The organism is Bradyrhizobium xenonodulans, assembly GCF_027594865.1.
Lineage (GTDB): Bacteria > Pseudomonadota > Alphaproteobacteria > Rhizobiales > Xanthobacteraceae > Bradyrhizobium > Bradyrhizobium xenonodulans.
The window spans coordinates 2,539,963-2,566,365 of the sequence record NZ_CP089391.1; the positions used below are offsets into that span (position 1 = coordinate 2,539,963).

Sequence of the window (26,403 nt, forward strand, 5' to 3'; positions counted from 1 at the left end):
CGACGCCTGATCGACGGAATGACGAACGATTATCGATCGCCGAGCCAATCAGAGAAGGAAGACTTTCGGGCTTCCGCAACCATCGTTCTCGATACACCAATGTCTTCGAGCAACCGGTCGTCCAATTCGAGAAGCTCTCTGTATTGGCGGCGCCGCGCTATTGTGTCCAACAGCGCGAGCGGAAGTTTCGAGAACCATCTGAGATTTGGAGAAGGGCCGAAGGCTGTGGCGGATGGACCGGTTAAGCCGGCGGCGCTATTGCAAGACATGTTTCACCTCCAAAATGGAGCGAAACAACGCTTGGCTCGAAAGCTTGTCGGGCGGTTGTATGTGGCCCGAAACCTATGGCTATCATGCTCCTCTTTGGGGCACAAGCGATCCTGCCGGTGTGTTGATCAGGCCGGTCATCTGGGCGGCGAACAGACGGCGATTGATGCGCCTGGCGAGATTGGACAGGATGGCGTTACTCCGCGGCGCGGTCGCGCACGACGGACGGCATCGCGCCGTTTCGCCTGGGTGCAGACGCCGGAATGGCGAACCGCGCATACAGCGCCGGCAGCACGACCAGCGTGAGCAGCGTTGCCGTAAGCAGGCCGCCGATGACCACCGTGGCTAGCGGCTTCTGGACCTCGGCGCCGGTGCCGGTGGCGAGCGCCATCGGCACGAAGCCGAGTGAGGCGACCAGTGCCGTCATCGCGACGGGGCGGAAGCGCGTCAGTGCGCCCTCGCCAATGGCGCGCCTTGGGTCCACACCATCGGCGATCAGCCTGCGGATTTGGGTCAGCATCACGAGCCCGTTCAGAACGGCGACGCCCGACAATGCGATGAAGCCGACCGCGGCCGAAATCGAGAACGGCATGCCGCGGAGCCAGAGGGCTGCGATCCCGCCGGTGAGCGCGAGCGGCACGGCGCTGAAGACCAGCAGGGCATCGCGTGGCGAGCCCAACGCGCCGAACAGCAACAGGTAGATCAGGACGAAGACGCTGGGAACCACGAAGGTCAGCCGCTGCCGTGCGACGGCAAAGTTCTCGAACTGGCCGCCCCACGCGAGATAGCTGCCGGGCGGCAGCTTCACCCCATCGGCGACCTTCGCTTGTGCCTCGACGACCAGCGAACCGATGTCACGGCCGCGGACTTCGGCGGTGGCGACGACGCGCCGCTTGCCGTTCTCGCGACTGATCTGGTTGTAGCCGGTGGTCTGTTCGAACGACGCGATGGTACGTAGCGGGATCGAGGCGGAAGCAGCATCGGGATCGGCGCGGGGGAGCGGGACGGGAAGCTCCTCCAGGGTTGGAATGTCGTTGCGCAGGGCGTCGGCAAGGCGCACCACGATCTTGAAACGGCGGTCACCCTCGAAGACGAGGCCTGCGTCGGTACCGCCGATTGCGGTCTGGACGAGGTCTTGCACGGCCGCAAGGCTGAGCCCGCGCCGCGCGATCTCGGCCTTGTCGATTCTGATCTCGAGGAAGGGCAATCCCGTAGTCTCCTCGACCTTCACGTTCTGGGCGCCGTCGATCTTGCGGATCACATCGGCGATCCGATCCGCGGTTCGCTGCATTTTCGCGAAGTCGTCGCCGAATACCTTGATCGCCAAGTCCTCACGGACGCCGGCAATCAGCTCGTTGAAACGCATTTCGATCGGTTGGGAAAATCCCACCTTGTTGCCCGGCAGCTTTCCCGCCTCGGCCTCGATCTTCTTGATGAGGTCTTCTTTCGCGAGGGAGGGATCGGGCCATTCGTCCTGGTCCTTGACGATGATGTAGGTGTCGGAGGCATTTGGCGGCATCGGATCGGCTGCGAGATCCGGCGTGCCGGTGCGCGAGAACACGAAAGCCACTTCTGGAAGCTTGCTGATCTGCCGCTCGATGAGGAGCTGCATCGCCTGCGACTGTGCAAGCGCCGTGCTCGGCACCCGCTTCACTTCCATGACGATGTTCTTCTCGTCCAGGGTCGGCGTGAATTCCTGTCCGAGACGGGTGAACAGCAGCGCGGCGGCGACGAAGAGCAGGCCCGCGGTGGCTATCATGGGCAGAGGTCGCGCGATGGCACCCGAGAGTAGCGGCGCGTACCAGCGCTTGAGCGTTCGCACGAGGATGTTCTCGCGCTCCTTGACCGCGCCACTGATTGAAATGGCAACGGCCGCCGGTACGAATGTCAGCGAGACGATGAAAGCCACCGCCAGCGCGATCATCACCGTCAGGGCCATTGGCTCGAAGGTCTTGCCTTCGACGCCGGTGAAAGCGAGCAAAGGCGTGTAAACCAGAATGATGATGATTTGCCCGTAAACCGACGGCCGGATCATTTCCGAGGTCGAGACGGTTACGGTTTCGAGGCGCTCGTCCGGCGATAGCACGCGGCCGAGCTCTCTTTGGCGTTCGGCGAGGTGGCGCAAGCTGTTCTCGGCGATGATGACGGCCCCATCGACGATCAGGCCGAAGTCGAGCGCGCCCAGGCTCATGAGGTTGGCGCTGATGCGCCCTTGCAGCATCCCGGTCGCGGTGATCAGCATTGTGATGGGGATGACGCAGGCGGTGACGAGGGCGGCGCGGAAGTTGCCGAGCAGCAGGAACAGGACGGCGACGACAAGCAGCGCGCCCTCGGCCAGATTCTTGCCTACGGTTTGAATCGTGGCGTCGACAAGTTGCGTCCTGTTGAGCACGGTATGGGCATGGATGCCGGGCGGCAGCGTCTTGCTGATCTCCCTGATCTTCGCGTCTGCGGCTGATGCCACGGTACGGCTGTTGCCGCCGATGAGCATCAGGGCCGTGCCGAGCACCACCTCGCGACCGTTGACGCTTGCGCTGCCGGTCCTCAGCTCCTTGCCGATGGATACGTCGGCCAGGTCCCTGATCCGAACGGGAACGCCCGCGCGTGTCGCCACGACGATCTGCTCGATGTCTTCAAGATTCTCGACGCGGCCGGCCGCTCGCACGACCAGACCTTCGCCGTTCTGCTCGATATAGTTGGCGCCGCGGGTGGTATTGTTCGCCTCGATGGCGTCGATGACTTGCTTGAACGACAGCCCGTAACCGAGCAGCCTTGCAGGATCGGGCTGCACCTGGAACTGCTTGACGAATCCGCCGATGGCATCTGCTCCGGCCACGCCGGGAACGGTCTTCATCTGCGGCCGGACGATCCAGTCCTGCACCGTGCGCAGATAGACGGTGCGATGGAAATCGTCGGTCAGCCGCTCGCCTTCCGGCGTGAGGTAGCTGCCATCGGTCTGCCAGCCCGGTTGTCCGTCACGGATCGGCACCGATGCGCCGGGCTTTTCGTATTCCACGGCCCACCAGTAGATTTCGCCAAGGCCGGTCGAAACCGGCCCCATTCGGACGTCGACCCCGGGCGGCAGGCCGGCCTTTGCTTCATTGAGACGTTCTGCAACCAGCTGCCGCGCGAAGTAGATGTTGGTGCGGTCGGCGAACACCGCTGTGATCTGCGCGAAGCCATTGCGTGAGAAAGAGCGTGTCGCTTCCAGCCCCGGCATGCCGGCGAGCGCCGTTTCGAGCGCGACGGTGACCTGCTTTTCGATCTCCACGGGAGTCAGTGCCGCTGCGGCTGCGTTGATCTGAACCTGAACGTTGGTGACGTCAGGCACGGCGTCGATGGGAAGGCGTGTCAGGGACCAGAACCCGGACGCTGCCGCGACGAGCGTCACCAACAAGACAAGCCAGCGCCGCCGGACGGAGAATTCGACGATCCGTTCGATCATCGCTCAGTCCTCGTCGCCGGGCTTGGAAAGCTCGGCCTTGAGTGAAAAAGTGTTCGAGCTCGCGACGGTTTCGCCGGCGGAAAGACCCGAGACGATCTCGACGGCAGGCCCATCCCGTCGCCCCAAGACCACGTCGCGCTTTTCGAATCCTTCCTTGTTCCGGACGAACACGGCCTTGCGGCCGTCGACTGTCTGAACGGCGGTGAACGGAACGGCGACCGGCACATCCCGGCGCTCGACCGCGATGCCGGCGGTGACGAATGATCCGGGACGCCAGCGACCGTCGGGATTGGGGAGGGAGGCCACCACACGGGCAGCGCGGGTCTCCTTGTCGAGCAAGGGACTGACGAAGACGATCTTGCCGGTGCCGGTTTCGGTGAGGCTTCGCAGGGAAATATCGACCGATTGGCCTTCCTTCACCAAGGCTAGATCGGCCGATGAGACGGAGAGCTCGACCCAGACTTTGCTGAGGTCGACGATGACGAACAGCTCGGTTTCCAGACTGTCGCGCCCGACCGCGGTGCCCTGTTCGACCTTGCGTCCGGCGATGCGCCCGGAGATCGGGGCCCGGATGTTCTGGCTGCGCATCGTGCCATCCGGTGCCTGGGGGAGGGCTGTGATCTCGGTATCGGTCACGCCGAGCGCCATCAGCTTCTGTCGGGCGATACCGAGCCGCATCTCGGTCTGGGCCGCTGCGTGGCGTGATTTGATGTACTGCTGCTCGGGAATGGCGCGACCCTCCCACAAAGACTTGTCGCGTGCGGTCAGGTCCTGCTGCAGCTCGTTGGACAGCTTGGTCGAGAGGTATTCGCTCTTGGCATCGGCGACTTCGCGGCTTTCCAGAACGGCCAGAACTTCGTCCTTGACGACGTCGTCGCCGATATTCTTCCGCAACTCCGCAACCGTCCCGGACAGCTTGACCGAGACGTGGGCGACCCGTCCGGCATCGGGAACGATGGTGCCGGGCACGATAAGCCGTCGTGCGATAGGAGCAGGGCCGGCTTCACGCAGTCCGATTTCGGCGAGCTTGATCCGCTCGTCGTCCATGACGATCACAGCCGGCTTTGCCGGCGCGGACTGCGCACGCGCCGGGGAAACGGCACCGGTGGTGATGAGACAGGCCGACAGGATCGCGGCGGCCGAACGGATGGCCGAAGACATCGAAATCTCCGCGCTAGAGGTATCGCGAGATCGCCTTGAACTCGGCGACGACGCTTTTGGTCGATTTGGCGGAGCCGCCGTTGGCGGCTGCGTCGAGGCAATGGTCGACGTGATCGTGGATGAGAGCCTTCTTCGCCTCGGAGATCGCCTTTTCGACCGCATGAAGCTGCTGGGCGAGGTCCAGGCAGGATCGGCCGTCGTCGAACATTGCGATCACCCTGCGCAAATGTCCCTCGGCGCGCTTCAGCCGCTTGACGATCTCCGGATGACTTTCGTGGACGTGTTGTGCCATGATCTACCTATCCCCTGGGAGGGGATACATCATCGCGGTGCCCTCGCCAAGATGCCGATGCGATCGGCTTGCGGCTGCGTCCGCGACATCTTGTCAGCATGAGATCTCGAGAATCCGGCAGCAATTCCGGTCTGGCTGAACCGGTGGTCCGCTTATCGTGGGCAACGAAGCGAGGCTGCGGTGAGCTCAGACGCTTTGGCGGCCTTAAGATTGATCGCCAGCTCGAACTTGGGCGTTACCTGAACCACCATTTGCTCGGCTTCTTGAACGACGGTCAGATCTCAGGCTTGGGCAGTCTGGAGAAAAGCTCTCATGATCGCCCAGGAACTGCCCCGGCATCTCTTGACACTAGTCTACGGTCGGCCTATTTGAATGAGCGAGCACATACTCAATTATGGTTATGGCCCGTCCTCTTAGTGAAGAAAAGCGTGAAGCAATCCTGGCAGCCGCGACCGAACTGGTCGCGAGGCTCGGAACCAGCGCGTCCACCGCCAAGATCGCGGATGCCGCCGGCCTTGGGGAAGGGACGCTATTTACCTATTTCCCGACCAAGGACGATCTGCTGAACCAGCTCTTGCTAGAGATCGAAACCTCCCTGGCGGAAGCCTTGTTCGCCTCCAGTAAGAGAAGCGGCACTCCACGCCAGCGCGTTCAGCGCATATGGGATTGCCTGATCGAATGGGGCGCAGAGCACCCACTGCAACGTAAGGCAATGCGCCAGCTCAGGGTCTCGGACCGCATCAGCGCAGAGAATCGGCAGCGCTGCCACGCGCTGTTTCGCGATGCTCGCGAGACAATCGAGCAGAGCCTTTCCGGACGCGTCGATCCCGAACGCGCCTCTTTCTACATCGACACTGTCATGATGGGGCTGGCCGACATTGCGATCGAGGCGATCGCCGCGGCCCCCAAGCAACATGAGCATTTCAAGCAAGCCGGCTTCGATCTCTTTTGGAAAGGGGTCGCAGCGTGATTCGCTTTGCGATTTAAATGAGTATGTACTTACTCATCTAACCCGGGAGTTACATGTGACAACGAGGAAAACGATAGCTGTCGTGGGTGCCACCGGCGCCCAAGGCGGTGGACTGGCCCGCGCCATCCTGAATAATCCGGATGGTCCCTTCCAACTACGCGCACTGACGCGGAAAACCGGATCGGACAAAGCGACCGAGCTTGCCCGGCTTGGAGCCGAGGTCGTCGAGACCGACATCGACGACCTCCGGAGCCTGAACCGCGCGTTTGAGGGCGCGCATGGCGCTTTCTGCATCACCAACTTCGGGGAATACTATTCGCCCGAGAGGGAGCTCGCTCAAGCGGCGCAGATGGCCGAAGCAGCGAAAGAGGCTGGGCTGTCCCACGTCATCTGGTCGACGCTCGAAGACACGCGCAAATTTGTGGCTCTGAGCGACGACCGACTTCCCACGCTCATGGGCAAATACAAACTACCGCAGGCCGACGGCAAGGGCGAAGCCGATCGGGAGTTCATCGTCCGCGAGGTGCCAACGACGTTCCTGCTCACGTCGTTCTACTGGGAGAACTTCATCCACCATGGCCTGGGCCCGAAGAGAGGCCCGGACGGCGTGCTCAACCTTGCGATTCCGATGGGCAACAGGAAACTGCCGGGCATTGCCGTCGAGGACATCGGCAAGTGCGCCTATGGCATCTTCGAGCGCGGCAGCGAGTACATCGGCAAGACCGTTGGTGTGGCCGGCGGGCACCTGACCGGCGAAGAGATGGCCGCAGCGTTTGCCACGGTGGGGGGAGAGGACGTGCGCTACAGCGCCGTCCCTATCGAGGCTTATCGCAACGCCGGTTTTCCGGGTGCGGACATCATGGCCAACACTTTCCAATTCCAGCACGACTTCAACGAACATTACTGCGCCGCGCGGAGCATCGGAGAAAGCAGGGCACTCAACCCCGCGCTCCTGAGCTTCGAACGGTGGCTTGCCCTGAACAAGAAGCGCATCCCGATCGAGCCCCGACAGGCCGATGCTTGACCTCGACGTTGTCTTGGACGCCGGCCAGCGAGACACCATGCAAGGAATTCCACCATGGCAATGAAGCAAGTGATCGAAGACGTGCACGTCGTCCCGATGGGAGGCGTCAACGCCTTCCTGATCGAGAGCGACGACGGATTGACGCTCATCGACGCCGGTTTCGCCGGTAAGGAGGCGGCCATATTCGAGGCAATTCGCGAACTTGGCCATTCGCCCGATCAGCTCAAGCACCTGATCCTCACTCACGGACATCCCGATCACATCGGGGGCGCCGCCGCGGTCGTGCGGGAAACCGGTGCGAGGACCTACATGCACCCGCTAGATATTTCGCTAGCCGAGAGCGGCGGGCCTTTTCGGCCCATGACGGGAGTTGGTTTGTTACGGCAAGTGATGTGCAGATTGTTCTACGATCCCGATCAGCGGGTGCCGCCAGTGGCTATCGACCACCCTTTGAGAGATGGAGATATCCTGCCCATCGCTGGAGGTATCGAAGTCATCCATATTCCCGGACATTGCGCGGGACAGGTCGCACTGCTGTGGCGTTCGGGACGCATGCTCTTCGCAGGTGACGTCTGCATGAACTTCATGGGCCTCGGCGATCCCATGGGCTTCGAAAGTTTGGAGAACGGTCGCGCAAGCCAACGTAAACTTTCCCGTCTCTCATTCGATGCTGCGGGATTTGGTCACGGCAGTCCTATCGCCAAAGATGCGTCGACGCGTTTCCGTAACAAGTGGGGTGACACATCGTCTGCTTGATATAGGAGAGCGCCCGCTCTGGGGCGCTTGCGGATATCATAGGAGCGAGCGCTAAGGCGGGCGGCCTCGCTGGGATATGCCAGCGCTTTTGTCTCAGACTGAATTGCAAGCGCATCGCGAGTCCAGCTCGGCCGGCTATCCAAATTCAATTCTGGTCGAACTGGTACGACGGCCTCGCTTGTCGTTGGAAACAATACCGATCCTCTGATCATGGCAGTCCTCTGCTCCGACATGAAAAAACCCGCGCCGGATTTCTCCGCGCGGGTGTTACGAACTTTTCGATGATGCCATTCTGCCAGTGTTTTGCCCGACGTGTCAAAACGGAAGTTCCGCGCGGTCCGAGCGGCGCATCCGACGGATTAGCGTCAAGGCGAGATCAGGAAAGTGCGAAGCGGTTTTCCGTACCGACTGCTCAAACAAAAAGAGCCCATGATTTCAACGCCCCCGCTACTGTGCATGGGGTTGTTTTCGCGCTTTTGGTTTCGCGTTGTTGAAACGCCGGTCCCTCACCGCCGGCCGCGCGGGGCCTCGGCCTTGGCCGGCGCTTCGGTCTGCGGCGCGCAGGTCGCAGCGGCAAGCGTTGCCTGCGCCTGCGGCATCAGGCCGGGCTCGGCGGCGAGCGCCTTCATCACGATCAGACCCGTCGTGCTCGGAGAGTCGATGATCAGGCGGTCGGCGGCGGTGACCTCTTCGTCCTCGGGCAGCTCGTTGTGCTGCGCTTCCGTCATCAGGTCGAGCTCGATCACCTTGCGGCCCGCCGAGCGGTCGTTGATGGCGTAATAGGCGATCTCGTTGCGGGTGTAGAACGACACCGAGGTGTAGGCCTGGCTCACCGGCACGGTCAGCTTGATCGGCCCGCTCGACAGGTCGTAGCGGCAGATCGCGAGCGCGAAGGCCGGGTCCATGAACGGCATCGGCGAGGTGCTGGGATCGGCGAGGGGAAGCTGGGTGACGCCGTTGACCTTGGTCATCGGCGTCAGCCGCGAATAGGCGTCCTGCGTCGCGATCCGCGGCAGCGCCAGCACGCTGACGAGATGGACCACGAGGCCCAGCACCACGCCGGCGACGATGGTGAAGAGCAGCCGGATCATGAGCAGCCCACCGTCTTGATCGTGGGCATCGGCGCATCGCGCTGGGTGCGGGTCGCGACCCCGACCGGCGTGTCGTAGAGGCGCAGCATCAGCGCGTAGCGCTCGATGCCGCCGGTCGGCAGCCAGTTGCCGGCGCGCGAGCGCGAGGCGATGCGGATCTCGAACGAGCCGTCGGACCCCCGCAAGATCTCCTGGCTGGTGAAGCCGTAGCGCTGCAGCGAATTGGCGACGAGGTGGCCCTTGCGGTCGTACAGCGTCAGCGTCCAGAACCGCGCCGGCGGCGTCACGCCGGAGACAATCACGTCGCAGCGGCCGTCGAGCGCCTTCTTCTTCTCGTCGGCGGTCGCGGTGAAGGCGACGCCGTCGCCGGTGCCGATCGGCAGCTCGCCGTTGCGCACGATGGTGGCGCGCGAATAGGGATCGACGTCCGCAGTGCCGGTGCGTGGGCGCGCGGTCCAGGGGCCGATGGTCAGCGCGCCGATCTCGGTGCCGCGCGTCGTCGTCATCCAGGTCGCGCCGACGCCGACCACGCTCGCGAGCAGAAGGGCCGTCAATGTGATCAGGATCAGCCGCACTTGTTTCGATCAGTTCTTGCGCGGGGCGGAGGCGTTCGCATTCTCTTCCGCATAGTTCTGCGGGAAGGCGAGTGCGCTCGTCGACGACGCCGGCTTGGCCGCCTTGGTGTCGTTGCTGGTTGATTTGGTCGCGGTCTTGGCGGCGTCATCCAGAAGCTTCTCGACGCGCACCAGGATGTCGGCACCGCGCTTGGTCAGCACGGGCGGGGGGCCGGGCTTGGTCTCCAGCACCTTCGGTGCCGCATTGGCCTGCGCGTTGGCGATCTGTTGCGGCGGCAGCTTCTGGCCCATGCCGATGCCGGGAATTTCCCGGACCTCGACGCCCTGATGCGCCGCGACCATGATGTCGTGCCAGGTCTGCGCCGGCAGCGAGCCGCCGGTCATGCGGTTGGTCGGCGAGTAGTCGTCATTGCCGTACCAGACCGCGCAGCTGAAATTGCCGGTGTAGCCGACGAACCAGGCGTCCCGATAAGCATTCGTCGTGCCGGTCTTGCCTGCGGTCGGGATGCCGTCGAGCGCGGCGCGGCGTGCGGTGCCTTCGCTGACGACGTGGCTCATCATGCCGGCCATGTCGGCGGCGATGTTCGCAGGGATCGCCTGCCGCGGCTTCGGGCCGTCGCGGTCCCAGCGCCAGACGAGATCGCCGGCGCCGGTGCGCACCTCCAGCACCGAATGCGGCGTCACGGACTTGCCCCGGTTCGGGAAGGTCACATAGGCGACGGCGTGCTCCATCACGGTGACTTCGTCTGAGCCGATCGGCATCGACGGCGTGTCGGGCAGCGGCGCCTTGAGGCCGAAGCGGCGCGCGACCTCGACGATCTTGGCGCGCCCGACCTTGGCCGGGTTCTGCGCCTTGGGCTCGTTTCTCTGGCCGATCGCGATCGACAGCTTCACCGGCACGACGTTGATCGAGCGCGTGATCGCCTGCGTCAGCGTCACCGAACCGGAATAGGAATGGCCATAGTTCTGCGGACACCAATTTCCGATGCAGACCGGGCCGTCGACCACGATCGAGTTCGGCGTGAAGCCGTTCAGCAGCGCCGTGGTGTAGACGTAAGGCTTGAACGATGATCCTGGCTGGCGATAGGCGTCGGTGGCGCGGTTGAACTGGCTCGCGCCGTAATCGCGGCCACCGACCATGGCGCGGATGCCGCCGTCGAGATCGGAGACGACGGTCGCAGCCTGCGTTGCGTGGTAGTCGCGGCCGAACTGGCGCAGCTGGTTCTCGATCGCGTCTTCCGCGGCCTTCTGCACGTTGGTGTCGATCGCAAGGCGCACCACGAAGACGCGCTCGGTGTAGGACTTCGGGAAAGTGTCGACCAGCTTGCGCATCTCGTCGAAGGCGTAGTCGAGATAGTAGTTCGGCGAGGCCTCGTCGCGGCGGTCGACGGCGAAGGCTGGATTGCGGCGGGCGCCGAACACCTGGCCCTCGGTCATGAAGCCGGCATCGACGAGGTTGTCGAGCACGACGTTGGCGCGGGCACGGGCGGCAGGCAGGTTGATGTGCGGCGCGTACTTCGTCGGCGCCTTGAACAGGCCGGCGAGCATCGCGGCCTCCGCCAGCGTCACGTCGCGCGCGGATTTGTTGAAGTAGAAATGCGCGGCGCCGTCGACGCCGAAGGTGCCGCCGCCCATATAGGCGCGGTCCAGATACAGCTTGAGGATCTCGTTCTTGGTCAGGCGCCATTCCAGCCAGACCGCGAGGAAGGCCTCGTTGACCTTGCGCTCGATGGTGCGCTCGTTGCTCAGGAACAGGTTTTTCGCGAGCTGCTGGGTGATCGAGGAGCCGCCCTGGCGGACGCCGCCGGCCTGCGCGTTGGTGACGAGCGCGCGCGCGGTGCCGGCGATGTCGATGCCGAAATGCTCGTAGAAGCGGCGGTCTTCGGTCGCCAGCGTCGCCTTGATCAGCACGTCTGGAAAATCTTCCAGCGGGATCGAGTCGTTGTGCTTGATGCCGCGGCTGCCGATCGGGTTGCCGTAGCGGTCGAGGAAGCTCACCGCGAGGTCGGACTTCTTCAGCCAGTCCTCGTCCGCGGTCTCGCGGAAGGCGGGGATGGCGAGCGTGAGCATCACGACCAGGCCGCCGAGGCCGAGGGTCGCGGCTTCCGACAGCGGCTCGATGAACACCCAGCGCTTCCAGCGCCCGACATAGAACCGGTCCATGAAGGTCGAGTAGCGCTCGTAGAGCTCGCGGATGCCCTTGGCCGAGGAGAACAGCGAGGAATCAATGCGCGCGTCGAGGTCCAGAAAGAAATTCCGGACGCGGCTCTTCCAGTTGGATGGTGTGTTCTGGACCACCTGGAACCCTTGAGGCTCGGTTCGACAGCGTTCAAGCACCCGGCCGGGGCGGCACCGAGACGTCTTGCGGGAATGTTGCGGCAAACCCAAGGCGCCCGGCAAGCGTCCGAGGGGACTTGCTGTTCCTTCTAGCCGAGCAGGGCCTATAAACCAATGGTCAGGCTCGCGATTTTGAACAACAGGCCTAATTGACCCCGGTTCATTACGGGCCTCGCGGAGGCGTCGCTTGCGGCACCAGGGCCGCACGCCCTAGATGGCGTCAGCCGTAGCTCTTTCGAACCCTTGTTGAGGCGCATGACCGCAGCTCCCAAACGACCATCAGGCCAGGAAGAATTCTTCTGGAAAACCAAGACGTTGGAGCAGCTGTCGGCGGCCGAATGGGAAAGCCTGTGCGACGGCTGCGGCCGCTGCTGCCTGAACAAGCTCGAGGACGAGGACACCGGCGACATCTATTTCACCCATGTCGGCTGCAAGCTGCTCGATGCCGGCACCTGCGGCTGCAAGGATTACCCGAATCGTTCCGCCAAGGTTCCGGACTGCGTCCGCCTGACCCCGGCCAATGTCCGCACCCTGAACTGGCTGCCGCCGAGCTGCGGCTACAAGCTCGTCGCCGAAGGGCGCGATCTCTATTGGTGGCATCCGCTGATCTCCGGCGATCCCAACACCGTGCATGAGGCCGGCGTCTCCGTGCGCGGCCGGGTCGAGGGCAGCGAAGAGGAGATCCCGGACGAGGAGCTAGAGCACCACATCGTGCAATGGCCGGCGCAGCTGCCGAAACGGGCACGCCTGAAGCGACGCCCGAAGGACTGATCTGCCGTCCGGCCCGGTTCACGTCTGCGCGATGACCCGGCGGTGGGATGCACCCATGCGCCGCGGTGCCTGCCCGAGAAGAACATTCTTCCCTACATTCTCGGCATAGAACGAATCCTTCGCGGCGTTGCGCCGCCTCACGGCTTCCGATCGAGATGAACAAGTTCGACCGGCAGAGTAGTTCTGCCGACATTCAGGCGTTGCCTGACGATATCGCAGACGAGCTGTCGCGCCTTCCGAGCGAGGTCTTGAGCGTCGATGACGCGCCCTCGCTCGCGCCGCCGGCGCCGCTGTCCCAGGACGAAGTCCGGACCATCGTCATCAGCCTGATGGTCACGATGTTCCTCGCGGCACTCGACCAGACCATCGTGGCGACCGCGCTGCCGACCATCGGGCGCCAATTCCAGGATGTTTCGAACCTGTCCTGGGTCATCACCGCCTATCTGCTCGCCTCGACAGCCGTTGCGCCGGTGTTCGGCACCCTGAGCGACATCTACGGCCGCAAGGCCATGATCATCACCTCGCTGAGCCTGTTCGTCGCAGGCTCCGTGTTGTGCGCGATCGCCCCGAACATGCCGATGCTGATTCTGGCGCGCGGCCTGCAGGGCCTCGGCGGCGGCGGCATCATGCCTGTCGTGCAGACCGTGATCTCCGACGTCGTCTCACCGCGCGAGCGCGGGCAGTACCAGGCCTATTTCTCCAGCGTGTGGATGGTCGGCGGCATCCTCGGTCCGGTGATCGGCGGCGTGTTCGCCGAGCATCTGCACTGGTCGATGATCTTCTGGATCAACCTGCCGATCGCGGCCGCCGCCATCGTGATGCTGCTGCCGAAGATGAAGAAGATCCCGGTGTTCCACCGCAAGCGCAAGGTCGACTGGCTCGGCGGCGTCTTATTGATGGCCTCCGCGGTTGTCTTCATGCTGGTGCTGACCTGGGGCGGCACGCGTTTTCCGTGGCTGTCGCCGACTGTGATTGCGATGGTGGGCGGCGCCGTCGCGCTCGCGGTCACCTTCGTCTGGCACGCGCGCCGCGCCGACGAGCCGTTCCTGCCGCTGAAGCTGCTGACGGGATCGGTCGCGCCGTTCGCGCTGACGGCCGGCGGCTGCGGCTTAGGGGCGATCACGGGTCTCACCGTGCAGCTGCCGCTCTATTACGAGCAGGTCTATCACCTCAGCGCCAGCGAGGCGGGTCTTGCACTGATCCCGCTCGCGGCGGTCTCGACTTGCGGCGCGGCGATCGCCGGCCGTACCATGGCGCGCGCCAAGCATTACAAGCGCGTCGCGATCGTCGGCACGTCCTGGGCCGCGCTGTGCGGCCTCGGCCTCACGCTGACCACCCTGCCGCTGTGGGGCCTCTTGACGCTAATGGCCGCGTTCGCGCTCGGGCTCGGTACGACCTTCCCGGTCTGCGTGGTCTCGCTGCAGAACTCGGTGGCGCGTCCGCAAGTCGGCACCATCACGGGTGCGATGAACTTCTTCCGCTCGCTGATGTCCTCGTTCACGGTCGCGGCCTTCGCGGCGATCCTGCTGATCGCGCTCGGCGCCGACGTTCCGCTGGCCGGCGAGCATCATGCCGCCGGTGCCGTCGCCATTCCCGCCGACGACATGCGCCACGCCTTCCGCTACGTCTTCGGTGCCGCGACCGCGCTGATGACCACCGCCGCGCTCTGCCTCATCATGATGGAGGAGCGGCCGCTGGCCGGCCCCACCGTCACCAAGCACGTCGAGATGGCGGAGTAGGGGGCTAGCTGCCTCGATCCGCGAAGCTGCTCTTGCGCGGCAGCACAATCGTGAACTCGGTGAACTTGCCCGGCTCGGACGCGACGTCGATCGTGCCGCCGTGCTGCTTCACGATGATGTCGTGGCTCATCGACAATCCGAGGCCGGTGCCTTCGCCGGCCGGCTTGGTGGTGAAGAACGGATTGAACATCTTCGCCTTGACCTCGTCCGGAATGCCGGTGCCGTTGTCGCGGATGCGGATCTCGATGTGATCGCCGCGGTCGCGCGTGGTGGCGGTCACGACCGGTTCGTAGCCGCCGGCGCCGTTGTCCGCCTTGCGCTTCGTCACCGCGTAAAAACCGTTCGAGATCAGGTTCAAGAGCACCCGCGTGATCTCCTGCGGAAACAATTCGGCGGAGCCTGCCGCCGGATCGAATTCGCGCTTCAGCGTCACGTCGAATTGCGGCTTCTCGGCGCGCGCGCCGTGATAGGCGAGGTTGAGGCTCTCCTCGACCAGCGCGTTGACGTCGCTCAGCCGATGCTCGCCGCCGCCCTCGCGCGAATGCAGCAGCATGTTCTTGACGATGGAATCGGCGCGCCGTCCGTGCTGCACGATCTTTTGCAGATTGTCCTTCAAAAGCTCCGTCAGCTCGTCGACTTCGCCGCGGACATCGTCCGCGAGCCGAACCGGCGCCAGCGCCTCCTTCAGCTCGTCCGTCAGCTCGGCCGAGAGCGAGGCAAAATTGTTGACGAAGTTGAGCGGGTTCTTGATCTCGTGCGCGATGCCGGCGGTGAGCTGGCCGAGCGAGGCCAGCTTCTCGGTCTGGACCAGACGGTCCTGCGCCGCGCGCAGATCGTCGAGCGATCTGGCAAGCTCCCGCGTGCGGTCCTGCACCTCGTTGAACAGCCGCGTGTTCTGATCGCGATCACCGCCTGGTCGGCGAAGGTCTTGAGCAGGCTGATCGCCTTGTCGGGGAAAGCGCCGGCCTCGGGCCGCGTCACGCCGATGGTGCCGATGGCGATGCCGTCGCGCAGCATCGGGATCACGAGGATGCTGCGATAGCCGCGCGTCCGCGCCAGCTCGCGCATCGCCTCGGTGAGGTCAGGCTCGTTCTGCATGTCGCTGCGGAAGGCGAACGCGCCGCTCGTCGCGACCCGGCTGTGAATGCCAGATGCCGCAAGCGGCGCCGGGAACGAGCTGAGCAGCTCCGAATTGCCGGCCGCATTGTCGGTGGTGAATGCGGCCAGATGCAGCATGCCGTCGATGACGCGGGTGACGGTGGAGGAGTGTCCGCCGACCAGCGCCTTGGCGCTGTCGGAGATCGCCTGGAACACCGGCGTGACGTCCGCGGGCGAGGCCGCGATCACCTTGAGGATGTCGGCGGTCGCGGTCTGTCGCTCCAGCGCCTCCCTCGTGGCGTTGAACAGGCTGACATTCTTGATCGCGATCACCGCCTGGTCGGCGAAGGTCTGGAGCAGCCGCACATGATGCTCCGCGAAGCTGCCGGTCGCGCGCCGCGTCGCGATGATGATGCCGATCGCCTCGCCCTCGCTCATCAGCGGCGCGAACAGCATGCTGCGGTAGCCGCGGGCACGCGCGATGTCGCGCGCGGCCGGTTCGAGTTCGGTGTCCGGGAGCTGTGCCGCAGCACCATGGGCCACGAGCCGGTAGGGCGGAAACTGCGCGAACGGCACCGGAAACGAAGCCTGGAGCACGCGATCGCCGGCGGGATCGGTCGGCGTGAACGCTGCAAGGTGTGCCGCGCCGTCGACATAGCGCAGCACTGCGGTGGAGAAGCCGCCGATCAGCCGGTTGGCGTTGGCGGCGATGGCGTCGAACACCGGCTGCACGTCGGAGGGCGATGCCGCCATCACCTTCAGAATGTCGGCGGTGGCAGTCTGCCGCTGCAGCGTCTCGCGCGTCTCGTTGAACAGGCGCGCATTCTCGATCGCGATCAGGGCCTGGTCGGCAAAGGTCTGGAGCAGCTCCACGAGATCGGGCGCGAACGCGCCGGGCTCGGCCCGCGTGACGCTGATCATGCCGACCGGCGTGCCCCGGTTCATCAGCGGCATGAACAGCACGCTGCGAAAGCCGCGGAGCCGCGCCAAATTCCGGTTCAGCTCCGGCACGTCATCGGCCTCGCTGTCGGGAAACTGGATCGTCTCTCCGTCACGAACGAGGGCAAAAGTCGGAAAATCCTCGATCCGCCGTGGGAACGAGGCCTTCAGCCCTTCGTCCGCTTCCGGACTGGTCGGCGTGAACGCCACGAGATGCAGCTCGTCGCCGATGAACTGAAGCACGGTGGCGGAGAAGCCGCCGAGCAGGCGCTTCGAGCTCGACGCAATCGCCGCGAATACCGGCCTTGCATCCGACGGGGAGGCCGCGATGGTGCGCAGGATCTCGGCGCTGGCGTTTTGCCGATCGCGCAGCCGCGCGTTCTCGGTCGCGGCCAACTGCAATTGCCGCTTGAGTTGCTCAATGTCGTTGGAAGGGGTGGTCATTCCTAATCCGGCCTGATGCCGCGACAGGCGCGGCACGGGGCCGGATTATCACATCTCCTGCGGCCGGAGCCAGTGCTCGGCTCGCCTCAGGTCCCCGGCCGCGATACCTCGGTTTCCTTGCTGGTGATGAATTCCAGCAGCACCGGCACGCCTTCTTTCGTCTTCTGAATGCCGCGCTTGATCGCGGGGATGATGTCCTCAGGCTTCGTCACCCGCTCGCCGTAACCGCCGAAGGCGCGCGCCATCGCGGCATAGTCGCCGGAAATGTCGGTCGAGCGATATTTCTCGGTCGAGACCGGCATCACCTTCAACTCGATCGCCATCGAGAAATTGTTGAGCAGGATCGACATGATCGGGATGCGCTCGCGCACCGCGGTCTCGAAATCCATGCCCGTGAAGCCGATCGCCGCATCGCCCCAGACGTTGATGCAGAGCTTGTCGGGTTTTGCCAGCTTTGCGCCCATCGCGAGACCCAGGCCATAGCCGAGTTGCGTCGTCTTGCCCCAGCCGAGATAGGTGAGGGGTTCGACTGATTTCCAGAACGGCGAGAGCTGGTCGCGCGGGCTGCCGGCATCATGGGTGATGATGGTGTTGTTGATGTCGACGGTGTGCTGGAGGTCCCACAGCACGCGATAGGGGCTGAGCGGCGCGTCGTTGCTGGTGAGCTTCGGCATCCATTTCGCCAGCCACTCCTTGTGCGAGGCCGCGATCTCGGCCGCGACGGCGGAGGCATCGCGATCCGCGGTGACGGTCTTGCCGATCTCCTCCAGCAGCGCGTCGAGCACGAGGCCGGCATCGCCGACGAGGCCGATCCTGGCCTCGACGTCCTTGTTGAGATGATTGGGATCGAGCGTGGAGTGGATGACGGTCTTGCCCTTCGGCATCGCGACGCCGAAACTGGTCTCGGTGAAGGAGCAGCCGAAGCCGAAGATGACGTCGGCATCCGCGAGGAATTTCGGCACCGCGCGCGGCATCGCGAGCCCGCCGGAGCCGAGCGAGAGCGGATGCGTTTCCGGGAACGACGATTTGCCCCCGAGGCTGGTGGTGACGGGAATCGCCAGCCGCTCGGCAAGGCGCTTCAATTGCGGCCAGGCCTGCGCATAATGCACGCCCTGGCCGGCATAGATCACGGGACGCTTGGCGCCCACGAGCAGGGCGGCCGCCTCCTTCACATGCACGGGGTCGGCGCCGTAGCGCGTGCGCAGCACCGGGGTGTAGTTCAGGGGCTCCGGCACCTCCTCGTTCCACATGTCGGCGGGGATCTCGACGATCACGGGCCCGCCGCGGCCGTTCTTCAGCTTGGTGAAGGCACGGCGAAAGATGTTGGCGACCTCCGCAGCCAGGATGATCGGCTCGGAGGATTTCGAAAACGGCTTCATCGCCTCGCTGGAATTGAAGTTCGGCTCGATATGCGCAAGCCGGCGCTGATAGCCCATCGGCAGCACCAGCACGGGAACGGATTCGCCGTAGCATTGCGCGACGCCGCCCATCGCGTTCTCCGCGCCCGGCCCATGCTGCATGCAGAACGCGCCGATCGTGCGTCCCGACGTCACCCGCGAGATCGCATCCGCCATGTGCACGCCGACGCGCTCCTGCCGCACCATCACGGGGCGGATCTCGGCCTTGGCCGCATGCTCGATCAGGTGGTTGACCGGATAGCCGCAGAGGATCTCGATCCCCTCGCGCTTCATGATTTCCGCAATCGCGGTGCCGAGCTTCATGGCGTCTCTCTCCCTTAGGGCTTGCCGGTTGGCCCGGCTGGTTAGGCAGAGAGGATCAGGAATCGGCTGGACGGTAAAGCGAAGCGCGGCGCGGATGCGGTAGGTCAGCCATGCAGGAGGGCGTCGCCAAGCCACACCGTCGCCAGTAAGTCACGGCCCTCGTGATGAATGTTGCGGCGGCTCCGTTCGCTCGGAATCGGAACGGCTCATCCGGATGTCGGAGCTGGGCGACGACGTTGTCAGCCGGAGAGGATGATTGCATGATGCGGCAATTTCGACGCGGAATCCCGAACGATGCTGAAGCTCGATCATATCACGGTCATCGCTCCGAGCTTGGCCGAAGGCGTCCTCCACGTTCGAAACTGCCTCGATCTCGATATTCCGTTCGGACAACGCCACGCCTATATGGGCACCCATAATCACCTGCTTCAGCTCGGTGACACGGTCTATCTGGAAATCGTGGCGCTCGACCCCGAGGCCGATGCGCCGGGTCGCCCGCGCTGGTTCGGCCTGGACGATCAGGACCAGGTCAGGTCCGATTGGGACGAGGGCCGCCGCTTGCGGGGCTGGGTCGCGAGAACCGACATGATCGATTCGATCATCGCCCGCCGGGGAGAGATCTTCGGCGCGAAGGTCGCGCTTCCTGCGGCCGACCCTTCGTTCGACTTCACCATTCCGAATGACGGATCTCTCCCTCTCGACGGAGCTGCTCCCTCGATCATAGACAGGCGTGGCAAACCCCGCTCGATGGCCGCAATAGCCGATCTGGGGGCGCGGCTGACGTCCTTCACGCTCGAGCATCCGGAGCCCGTCGCCTTGGAGACGCTGTATCGTGCGTTGACGATAGACCGGCCGCCCGACATCGTCAGGGGATCGAAACTGCGCTATCGCGCCCGGATCGAAACGCCGGGCGGGCCAAGGGAGCTGACCTGAACGCCGCAGGCATCCGGCGGCGCTCTCCCATTCTCCTGCGGTGCCGGCTTCGAATGCTCAGACCAGCGTGCCCGCGTAGATATTCGCATGGGCGAGCAACGACTGGATCACGATGTTGTCGCCGGGACCTCCGTCCAGCACGTCGATGCCGCCGCCGCCGATCAGCACATCGTCGCCGAACTCGCCGAGCAGCGTGTCGTTGCCCGCGCTGCCGATGAGCACGTCGTCGCCGCCGCCGCCGTCGAGAACGAGGTGCGGCCCGCCGGGACCGACGCCCGACGCCTCGATCACGTCGTCGCCGCCCAGACCGTTGATGGTGATGGTGTCGTTGAAGTCGAAATTCTCGATCACGACCTGGCTTGCCAGGCCGTCGATCACCAGCGCGCCGTTGCTGTTGAGCGAAAGCGTGATGACGTCGTCTCCGGTGGTGCCGTTGATCACGATCTTGTCGTCCGCGCCGTCGCCGCCGGCGGTGCCGGGAACGGCGCCCAGATCGATCCTGACCTCGGTCACGTCGGTGCCGCTCATGTCGCCGACATTGATCGTGTCGGCGCCGCCGCGGGCGTTGAACGCGATCGTCTCGACGCCGTGCGTGTCCATCGTGATCGAGGCGACGTCGCGCGTCAGCTCGGCACGGTCGCCGTTGGCGAAGATGTTGATCGTTTCGGCGATATTGGCACCGTTGAACAGCAGGGTGTCGGTGCCGCCCTGACCCTCGATCGTGTCGTTGTCGTCGCCCGGATTCCAGACGAAGGTGTCGTTGCCCGCGCCCATCAGCGCGACGTCGTTGCCGTCGCCGCCGCTGATCAAATCATCACCCTGGCTGCCGCGAATGGTGTCGTTGCCAGTGCCGCCGTTGATCGTCAGTTGCAGCACGCCGGCAGCCAAGCCGCTCGCGTCGATGACGTCGTCACCGCCGAGGCCGTTGAGCGTCAGCTGATCGGTCGCGTCCATGGAGGTGAGGTGGGTGGTCGCATGCAGGCCGAACACCGTCACGCCGCCGGCGTTACCGCTGACGCCGAACGTGTCGGCGCCCTGGGTCGCATCGACCGTGACGGTATCGGCCGCGCCGTCGGGCGTTCCGGTTGAACCGCCGAGGTCGATGTTCACCCGCGTCACGTCGGTCCCGGTCAGATCGCCCACCGTGATGTGGTCGGTGCCGCCCAACGCGTGGATATCGACGTGCTCGACGCCGTGCAGGTCCATCGTGATGTTTGCGACGTCGCGCGTGAGCAGGGCGCGATCGCCATTCGCGGCAATGGCGAGGTTCTCGGTAATGTTGGCGCCGAAAAATCGCAGCGTGTCGAGGCCGGTGCCGCCCTCGACGGTGTCGCTGCCGTCGCCCGGATTCCACTGGAAGATATCGTTGCCGGCGCCCAGCAGGGCGACGTCGTTGCCCTGATTGCCGTCGACGAAATCATTGCCGTCGCCGCCGATCAACGTGTCGCTGCCACCGCTGCCGAGGATCGTATCGTTGCCGGCGCCGCCATCGATCGTCAGGCGCACGATTCCGGCGGCAAGCGCGGCCGCCGAAATCATGTCGTTGCCGCCGAGACCTTCGATCACGAGCGCATCGTTCGCGCCTTCCGCATTGGTGATGGCGAGCGCAGCCGGCAGTCCCGCGACCGCAACCGAAGTGCCCGAGCCGGACACCTCGATCGTGTCGGCGCCGCGCGTCCCCTCGAGCGTGATCGTATCCGCCGCACCGTCGCCGGTCCCGGCCGAGCCGAGATCGACATTGACCTGCTTGACGTCGGTTCCAGCCAGGTTGTGGACAACGATGTTGTCGCTGCCGCCGCGCGCGTTGATCGTGATGGTCTCGATGCCATTCAGGTCCATCGTGATGTTGGCGACATCGCGGGTCAGCAGGGTGCGTCCGCACTCGGCCGCGGCAAGGCTGATGGTCTCGCCGATGTTCGAGCCGTTGAACAGCATTGTGTCGGCTCCGGCCTGTCCGTCCACCTTGTCGCTGCCGTCGCCCGGGTCCCACTGGAAGGTGTCGTTGCCGGCGCCGAGCAGGGCGGTGTCGTTGCCCTGGTTGCCATCGATGAAATCGTTGCCGTCGCCGCCCAGCAGGCGGTCGGCGCCGTTGCCGCCGAGGATGGTGTCATTGCCGGCCCCGCCATCGAGCGTCAGGTTGATGAGCGCGGCGAGGTTGCCGGATGCGGTGATGACGTCGTCACCACCATTGGCTTTGACCACGAGGTTCTCAGTGGTGCCGATGTCCAGCGAGAACGGCGCCGGGTCGAGGCGGTCGAAGCGCACGCGCGTGCCGTTGGCCGTGATGGTGAAGATCTCGCTGCCGTTGCCGCCGTTCACCTCGGCGGTGTCGATGCCTTCGCCGCCTTCCATCAGGTCGCTGTCGTCACCGGGGTTCCAGATCATGCGGTCGTTGCCGGCTTCACCGAACATCCGGTCGTCGCCGTCGCCGCCGATCAGGACGTCATTGCCCGCGCCGCCGAACAGCAAATCGTTGCCGCCCTTGCCGAGCAGCGTGTCGTTGCCGGACTGCCCGAACAGCATGTCGCCGCCGGATCCGCCGGTCAGCGTATCGTTGCCGGCGCCACCGAACAGGTTCGCCGCAGGCATTGCGCCGTTGCTCTCGTCGATCGTGATGATGTCGTTGCCGTCCTGGCCAAAGGCCTGGATCAGTTTGGTGTTGGCGACCGTCGCGGGGCCGCCTTTGACTGCGACCGCGCCATGGTTGACGACGATCGTCCCGGCCGCGTTGCGGCCCAACAAGACCGTGTTGTTGTAGCCGTTGCCAAGGACGGTGAGAATTCCGGCGGAGAAATTTGCTGTGACAGCCATGTGCGCTTCTCGCTTGCGTGATCGTCGAAACAGGCCGTGCGGCGGTATCGTGACGCTTTCGCGATGCCGGGGCGGACGGCAGACGACCTTGTCTGTAGGCCGGGATGGCTGTGCCGGCTTGACGGATGCCTTCGGACGGGCTCCTGTTTTTCTTGAGAACAGCTTGATTTTCGCGAAGGCGGCCGCGCCTGCCGGCGAAACAGTGCGCCGAAGCCGATCCCGGTTTTCGCTGCACTCCATTCGGGCTACGAAGCAGCGTCGGTTCGATGCAGCAGGCTGTAGCCGGGGCGCAGCATCCGCCGTAGCTCCGAGAGCGAAGGCGTAATCTAGGGCAATTGCGTCTGTTGGAACTGCACCCGGATTTCGCCGCACTCCATCCGGGCACCAAACGTTGCTATTTGCAGTTTTTGCAGATCGTCAGCTTTCGCTTCAATGCCTCGTCTTCCTGATCGATCGATGAGGGATCGGCGGAGCTATTCGCATCCGGATTGGACTTCCCGCCCTTTGCCGCGCGTGACCTCACGGGCGGCGTCACCTGGCTCGGCGTGTCATTGTCGTCGACGGCGCTGAAGCCGTCGTAGTCGGCGGCCGGATTTGGCGCCGGTGCAGGCTCACCGATCACGGATGTCGAAGCTCTGCCGGCCGTCGCCGGCGGAAGTCTCGAATTCTTGGCGCCTGCGCGCGGCGGCGATGCATCGGGCGGCGCAAGCGAGACCGGCGGAGGGGCCGAAGTCTGTCCTCTCGCGCCGTCGTGCGGCCAGATGCCGGCAAACATGAGGCCGAGAGCCAGGAGCGCCACGCGTCTCATCCGCATCCTTCAAACGTCTCTGGTTCACCGATTGACGGCATGGCGCGTCGCGCGACGCCATGCAGAAGAGTATCAGGACTCGCATGGCCGTCAAAGCGCCGTCGCCCGCCTCGGTCCGACATGGCGAGCGGACCGGGCTACGATCCCTAGCGCTGCCCGACGGTCAAAACACCCCAGTGCTGGGTCAATCGCCGGCCTTCAAAATATTCGTATTTACGGAAATTCTGTTTTGCCGTACAACCCTGCACATCCCGGCCCGCCACGAGGGGCGTTTCGCGACCGTCACGGGACGCGGGTTGGGATGCGGTGGCCGCGACGGCGTCGGCGCGTCGGGTGGGTTGCAGGGCGGGAGACCGTGAGCAGCCGCTCGCGCGGTACGACTCGGCGCTGACAGCGTCTTCGTTCGGCCTCGACGGCGAGCGCACGCCAGCCGTGGAGGATACGAGCGAAGATGTGCGCGGACGGAGAAGTCGTGTGGTCCTGACGCCCGGGGTCTGTGCGTCAAGTCCTGTGGTGATGCAGCGGCCCGACCGGGCGCGCGCATCAGCGATCGATAGGGCGACGGGGGCAATAGTGCATCGCTCCCCGGGGAGAGCACGAAGGACACCGTTAAAACCATCCGCGCAGGGAAGGCCGGGCGACCGGCATCACCTGTGGTCCACACCGTGCGCGTTTATCCGCACACGGGACTTCGGGTGCCAGCCGGCGCCCGGCCTTCCCTGCGCCCTTTCTTGATGAGGGGCGAAAGCGAAGAGCAAAGCTCGGGCGAACGCCGCCGCGAGAGCGCGAAGATGCGTCTGCTGTTTGAAATGTGAATGGCAGGGGAGCGTGGTCGCTCACACTCCGTCATTGCGAGGAGCGCAGCGACGAAGCAATCCAGAATCCCTCCCAGGAAGGACTCTGAATTGCTCCGCTTCGTTCGCAGTGACGGGGAGAGAGCACAGCCCACAGCGCGGCCTGAGGCCGTGCCGAAGTCAGCGCATGCATGAACGTCGCGCCAGGCCAGACCGGCCGTGACAGCGCGCCCGTTACTTCAGCGACGAACTGATCGAGTTGAACTTGTTGTTGAGGAGCTGACTGCCCGTGTTGTTCACGACGGTCACGATGGCCAGCGCGATGCCGGCGGCGATCAGGCCGTATTCAATGGCGGTGGCGCCAGTCTCGTCGGCAAGGAAAGACCTAAGCAAACTCATTGCCAGCTCCTGTTCATCCGATCCAATGTATGGCCGCGTCGTTTTCGGACTCGTAAATCGATCGAATAGATTTTTCTGCGCGCCAGGAGAAATAAGCCCAGGGTGGTCGCGCTTCCGTCACATACGACGGCATTCATTAAGTTAAGGTTCCACCGGTCCATTCAAATGGATGCAAATCGGCAAACCCTCGCAAAGGGCGGGCGGCAGCCGCGGCGTCCGTCAGGACGTAGCGGAAACGAGCGTGCCGCTTAACGGTTTGTTGAGCCTGTTCGTCACCGTCGGCAACGTTGCTTGCGGGGAATGCCGATCGGCGCTCATCCGCCGCGGCCGTCCGCATGCAGTGCCCGCAACATCGCGATGCGGGCGAACATGATCCAGCCGCCGCCGGTCTCGGCTGCGTTGATCAAGGTCTCGATCGCGGTCTGCCAGTGGGCTTCGTGCTGTGCGTCCGCAGGGAGCCGCATGATGTAGTCCGCCGCCTGCTGCAGCGTCAGCAGCTTGCGCTTGCCATCGACGCGAACGGGATCGTCGAACGCCGTCGACCAGGGCATCTCAGGCCGGCCGCGAGGTGAGGGGTGACGTCACGGCGCGATGGCGGCGTCGATGCGTCTATCCGGCCTTCTTGGCCCGCGCCGGTGCGCGTGCCGGCTTGTCGGCGGCCTTCTTCGCCGCGTCCTTGGGCGCAGCCTTCGCAGCAGCAGCGTCCTTGCCGCCCTTGCCTGAGATCGGCAGCAGCATCTCGCGCTGGCCCTCGACGCGCTTCTTCGGCTTCTTGCCCTTGACGGTCTCCTTGACGACCTTCGCCGCGGGCGCATCCTTCTCGTTCGCGATGCTCTTCTTCAGCGCGTCCATCAGATTGATGACGTTGCCGCCGGTCTTCGGCGTGGCCTTTGCCGCGATCGGCGCGCCCGATCGCTTCTTGTTGATGAGGTCGATCAGCGCGGTCTCGTAATGATCCTCGAACAATTCGGGCTCGAACGCGCCGGATTTCTTCTCGACGATGTGCTTGGCGAGATCGAGCATGTCCTTTGTCAGCTTCACGTCCTGGATCTCGTCGAAATACTCCTTCTCGCCGCGCACCTCGTAGGGGTAGCGCAGCAGCGTGCCCATCAGGCCGCTCTCGAGCGGCTCCAGCGCGATGATGTGCTCGCGGTTGGTCAGCACCACGCGGCCGATCGCGACTTTGTCCATGCTGCGGATGGTCTCGCGGATCACCGCATAGGCGTCGTGGCCGACCTTGCCGTCGGGCACGAGGTAATAGGGGCGGATCAGATAGCGGTTGTCGATGTCGGTCTTCGGCACGAACTCGTCGATGTCGATCGTGTGCGTGGAATCGAGCGCGATGTCGTCGAGCTCGTCCTTGGTGACTTCGATGTACGTGTCGGTGTCGACCTTGTAGCCCTTGACGATGTCCTCGGACGTCACCTCGTCACCGGTCTCGGCGTCGACCTTGAGGTACTTGATCCGGTGGCCGGTCTTGCGGTTGATCTGGTTGAACGAAACCTTCTCGGTATCCGAAGTGGCCGGATACAGCGCGACCGGACAGGTCACGAGCGACAGACGCAGAAAACCCTTCCAATTGGCGCGGGGGGCCATGGGCTACTCCAAACGCAACAAGGACAGACTTACGAGGATACCATCGGGGAACAGCGAATCATACACGGTCCGGCATGAAATCCTGCAACTGCGTTAACCGGTCGCCGGGGGCGTGGTTGCTGCGCCATCGGGAGGCAAAAGCCGGAACATCGTATCCAATCACGCGTTGGCCCGGGACAGTGGGCTGCGAGGAGGTCGCGGTCACCGGAGGCGACATCCAGAGATTGAGGGCATCATGGCAACCACGCGAGACCAGCATCAGATCGTCGAAACTGCAACCGAGGCGCGCCAGGGCGAACCTGGGCCGTCGGTCGCCGCGCTGCTCGCCATCTCGACCGGGCTTGCGATCCTGATCCTCGCCGTCATCTGGTTCGTGTTCTTCCGGACCTGACGGCCGGGCCCCAAGAGGCGCCCTAGGAGGTTCAGGCTTTC

20 protein-coding genes and 1 pseudogene are annotated in these 26,403 nt (G+C 64.4%); 7 read left to right on the forward strand and 14 right to left on the reverse strand.

The genetic code is table 11. The annotated features are described in order from the left end of the window. Window positions 1-29: 29 nt before the first annotated feature. From I3J27_RS11860 to I3J27_RS11875, 4 genes are all read right to left on the reverse strand, one after another. Entirely contained in the window at window positions 30-269 is a 240-nt protein-coding gene (locus I3J27_RS11860; RefSeq protein ID WP_270169179.1) for a YjiS-like domain-containing protein, read from the reverse strand. A 194-nt stretch (window positions 270-463) separates the two neighbouring features. Beyond that, window positions 464-3,712: an efflux RND transporter permease subunit gene (locus tag I3J27_RS11865; protein ID WP_270169181.1), complete on the reverse strand. Its 3,249-nt coding sequence runs from the start codon at window positions 3,710-3,712 to the stop codon at window positions 464-466. 3 nt (window positions 3,713-3,715) lie between these two features. Further along, complete coding sequence (locus I3J27_RS11870) at window positions 3,716-4,759, reverse strand: efflux RND transporter periplasmic adaptor subunit (RefSeq protein ID WP_270169183.1); 1,044 nt, start codon at window positions 4,757-4,759, stop codon at window positions 3,716-3,718. A 127-nt stretch (window positions 4,760-4,886) separates the two neighbouring features. Then, window positions 4,887-5,165 carry a metal-sensing transcriptional repressor gene (locus tag I3J27_RS11875; protein WP_270169186.1) on the reverse strand — a complete coding sequence of 93 codons (279 nt, stop codon included), beginning with the start codon at window positions 5,163-5,165 and terminating at the stop codon, window positions 4,887-4,889. Between the two features lie 400 nt (window positions 5,166-5,565). On the opposite strand from I3J27_RS11875, the gene I3J27_RS11880 reads away from it, so the two are divergent. The 3 genes from I3J27_RS11880 (at window position 5,566) to I3J27_RS11890 (ending at window position 7,915) form a co-directional block, all read left to right on the forward strand. After that, a complete protein-coding gene (locus I3J27_RS11880) occupies window positions 5,566-6,135 on the forward strand; it encodes a TetR/AcrR family transcriptional regulator (protein WP_270169188.1) in 570 nt (189 codons plus the stop codon). 82 nt (window positions 6,136-6,217) lie between these two features. Then, the gene (locus tag I3J27_RS11885) at window positions 6,218-7,159 is read left to right on the forward strand and encodes an NmrA/HSCARG family protein (protein ID WP_270169190.1); all 942 of its coding nucleotides are present in this window, start codon (window positions 6,218-6,220) and stop codon (window positions 7,157-7,159) included. A gap of 54 nt (window positions 7,160-7,213) precedes the next feature. After that, window positions 7,214-7,915: an MBL fold metallo-hydrolase gene (locus tag I3J27_RS11890; RefSeq protein WP_270169191.1), complete on the forward strand. Its 702-nt coding sequence runs from the start codon at window positions 7,214-7,216 to the stop codon at window positions 7,913-7,915. A 506-nt stretch (window positions 7,916-8,421) separates the two neighbouring features. Here I3J27_RS11890 and I3J27_RS11895 read toward each other — a convergent pair. From I3J27_RS11895 to I3J27_RS11905, 3 genes are read right to left on the reverse strand one after another with little or no spacing between them, the layout of a single operon-like run. Then, a complete protein-coding gene (locus I3J27_RS11895; RefSeq protein ID WP_270169197.1) occupies window positions 8,422-9,006 on the reverse strand; it encodes a DUF1254 domain-containing protein in 585 nt (194 codons plus the stop codon). Next, window positions 9,003-9,581, reverse strand: a complete 579-nt coding sequence (locus I3J27_RS11900) for a DUF1214 domain-containing protein (protein WP_270169199.1) — start codon at window positions 9,579-9,581, stop codon at window positions 9,003-9,005. The genes I3J27_RS11895 and I3J27_RS11900 overlap by 4 nt, the downstream gene beginning before the upstream one ends. 9 nt (window positions 9,582-9,590) lie before the next feature. Next, window positions 9,591-11,879 (reverse strand): transglycosylase domain-containing protein, encoded by a 2,289-nt coding sequence (locus tag I3J27_RS11905; RefSeq protein ID WP_270169206.1) that lies wholly within the window; start codon window positions 11,877-11,879, stop codon window positions 9,591-9,593. 294 nt (window positions 11,880-12,173) lie between these two features. Between I3J27_RS11905 and I3J27_RS11910 the strand changes: the two genes are divergently transcribed. Both I3J27_RS11910 and I3J27_RS11915 read left to right on the forward strand, forming a co-directional pair. After that, a complete protein-coding gene (locus tag I3J27_RS11910) occupies window positions 12,174-12,689 on the forward strand; it encodes a YcgN family cysteine cluster protein (RefSeq protein WP_270169216.1) in 516 nt (171 codons plus the stop codon). Window positions 12,690-12,844: 155 nt separating this feature from the next. Further along, a complete protein-coding gene (locus tag I3J27_RS11915; protein WP_270169218.1) occupies window positions 12,845-14,428 on the forward strand; it encodes an MDR family MFS transporter in 1,584 nt (527 codons plus the stop codon). A 4-nt stretch (window positions 14,429-14,432) separates the two neighbouring features. Here I3J27_RS11915 and I3J27_RS11920 read toward each other — a convergent pair. Next, a pseudogene (locus I3J27_RS11920) lies at window positions 14,433-16,909 on the reverse strand (GAF domain-containing sensor histidine kinase). Window positions 16,910-16,995: 86 nt separating this feature from the next. After that, complete coding sequence (locus I3J27_RS11925; RefSeq protein ID WP_270169224.1) at window positions 16,996-18,630, reverse strand: thiamine pyrophosphate-requiring protein; 1,635 nt, start codon at window positions 18,628-18,630, stop codon at window positions 16,996-16,998. A gap of 294 nt (window positions 18,631-18,924) precedes the next feature. Here I3J27_RS11925 and I3J27_RS11930 point away from each other — a divergent pair, with 294 nt between their 5' ends. Next, window positions 18,925-19,563: a VOC family protein gene (locus tag I3J27_RS11930; RefSeq protein ID WP_270169226.1), complete on the forward strand. Its 639-nt coding sequence runs from the start codon at window positions 18,925-18,927 to the stop codon at window positions 19,561-19,563. A 57-nt stretch (window positions 19,564-19,620) separates the two neighbouring features. Here the strand turns inward: I3J27_RS11930 and I3J27_RS11935 are convergent, their stop codons facing one another. The 5 genes from I3J27_RS11935 to ku all read right to left on the reverse strand — a co-directional run bounded on the left by I3J27_RS11935 (window position 19,621) and on the right by ku (window position 25,971). Continuing rightward, window positions 19,621-22,374 (reverse strand): beta strand repeat-containing protein, encoded by a 2,754-nt coding sequence (locus I3J27_RS11935; protein ID WP_270169228.1) that lies wholly within the window; start codon window positions 22,372-22,374, stop codon window positions 19,621-19,623. A gap of 394 nt (window positions 22,375-22,768) precedes the next feature. After that, window positions 22,769-23,182, reverse strand: a complete 414-nt coding sequence (locus tag I3J27_RS11940) for a hypothetical protein (protein WP_270169231.1) — start codon at window positions 23,180-23,182, stop codon at window positions 22,769-22,771. Window positions 23,183-24,210: 1,028 nt separating this feature from the next. Further along, on the reverse strand, window positions 24,211-24,375 hold the full coding sequence (locus I3J27_RS11945; RefSeq protein WP_091890949.1) for a Flp family type IVb pilin: 165 nt from the start codon (window positions 24,373-24,375) through the stop codon (window positions 24,211-24,213). 314 nt (window positions 24,376-24,689) lie between these two features. Next, entirely contained in the window at window positions 24,690-24,926 is a 237-nt protein-coding gene (locus tag I3J27_RS11950) for a hypothetical protein (RefSeq protein ID WP_270169241.1), read from the reverse strand. Window positions 24,927-24,984: 58 nt separating this feature from the next. Next, window positions 24,985-25,971 carry a non-homologous end joining protein Ku gene (ku, locus tag I3J27_RS11955; protein ID WP_270169243.1) on the reverse strand — a complete coding sequence of 329 codons (987 nt, stop codon included), beginning with the start codon at window positions 25,969-25,971 and terminating at the stop codon, window positions 24,985-24,987. Window positions 25,972-26,206: 235 nt separating this feature from the next. Between ku and I3J27_RS11960 the strand changes: the two genes are divergently transcribed. Beyond that, window positions 26,207-26,362, forward strand: a complete 156-nt coding sequence (locus I3J27_RS11960) for a hypothetical protein (RefSeq protein ID WP_165448146.1) — start codon at window positions 26,207-26,209, stop codon at window positions 26,360-26,362. The last annotated feature ends 41 nt before the right edge of the window (window positions 26,363-26,403 follow it).

Coding starts and splice junctions, on each gene's coding strand:
- I3J27_RS11860 (WP_270169179.1), bottom strand. CDS start 269: ATGTCTTGCAATAGCGCCGCCGGCTTAACCGGTCCATCCGCCACAGCC.
- I3J27_RS11865 (WP_270169181.1), bottom strand. CDS start 3,712: ATGATCGAACGGATCGTCGAATTCTCCGTCCGGCGGCGCTGGCTTGTC.
- I3J27_RS11870 (WP_270169183.1), bottom strand. CDS start 4,759: ATGGACGACGAGCGGATCAAGCTCGCCGAAATCGGACTGCGTGAAGCC.
- I3J27_RS11875 (WP_270169186.1), bottom strand. CDS start 5,165: ATGGCACAACACGTCCACGAAAGTCATCCGGAGATCGTCAAGCGGCTG.
- I3J27_RS11880 (WP_270169188.1), top strand. CDS start 5,566: ATGGCCCGTCCTCTTAGTGAAGAAAAGCGTGAAGCAATCCTGGCAGCC.
- I3J27_RS11890 (WP_270169191.1), top strand. CDS start 7,214: ATGGCAATGAAGCAAGTGATCGAAGACGTGCACGTCGTCCCGATGGGA.
- I3J27_RS11895 (WP_270169197.1), bottom strand. CDS start 9,006: ATGATCCGGCTGCTCTTCACCATCGTCGCCGGCGTGGTGCTGGGCCTC.
- I3J27_RS11910 (WP_270169216.1), top strand. CDS start 12,174: ATGACCGCAGCTCCCAAACGACCATCAGGCCAGGAAGAATTCTTCTGG.
- I3J27_RS11915 (WP_270169218.1), top strand. CDS start 12,845: ATGAACAAGTTCGACCGGCAGAGTAGTTCTGCCGACATTCAGGCGTTG.
- I3J27_RS11925 (WP_270169224.1), bottom strand. CDS start 18,630: ATGAAGCTCGGCACCGCGATTGCGGAAATCATGAAGCGCGAGGGGATC.
- I3J27_RS11930 (WP_270169226.1), top strand. CDS start 18,925: ATGCTGAAGCTCGATCATATCACGGTCATCGCTCCGAGCTTGGCCGAA.
- I3J27_RS11935 (WP_270169228.1), bottom strand. CDS start 22,374: ATGGCTGTCACAGCAAATTTCTCCGCCGGAATTCTCACCGTCCTTGGC.
- I3J27_RS11940 (WP_270169231.1), bottom strand. CDS start 23,182: ATGAGACGCGTGGCGCTCCTGGCTCTCGGCCTCATGTTTGCCGGCATC.
- I3J27_RS11945 (WP_091890949.1), bottom strand. CDS start 24,375: ATGAGTTTGCTTAGGTCTTTCCTTGCCGACGAGACTGGCGCCACCGCC.
- I3J27_RS11950 (WP_270169241.1), bottom strand. CDS start 24,926: ATGCCCTGGTCGACGGCGTTCGACGATCCCGTTCGCGTCGATGGCAAG.
- ku (WP_270169243.1), bottom strand. CDS start 25,971: ATGGCCCCCCGCGCCAATTGGAAGGGTTTTCTGCGTCTGTCGCTCGTG.
- I3J27_RS11960 (WP_165448146.1), top strand. CDS start 26,207: ATGGCAACCACGCGAGACCAGCATCAGATCGTCGAAACTGCAACCGAG.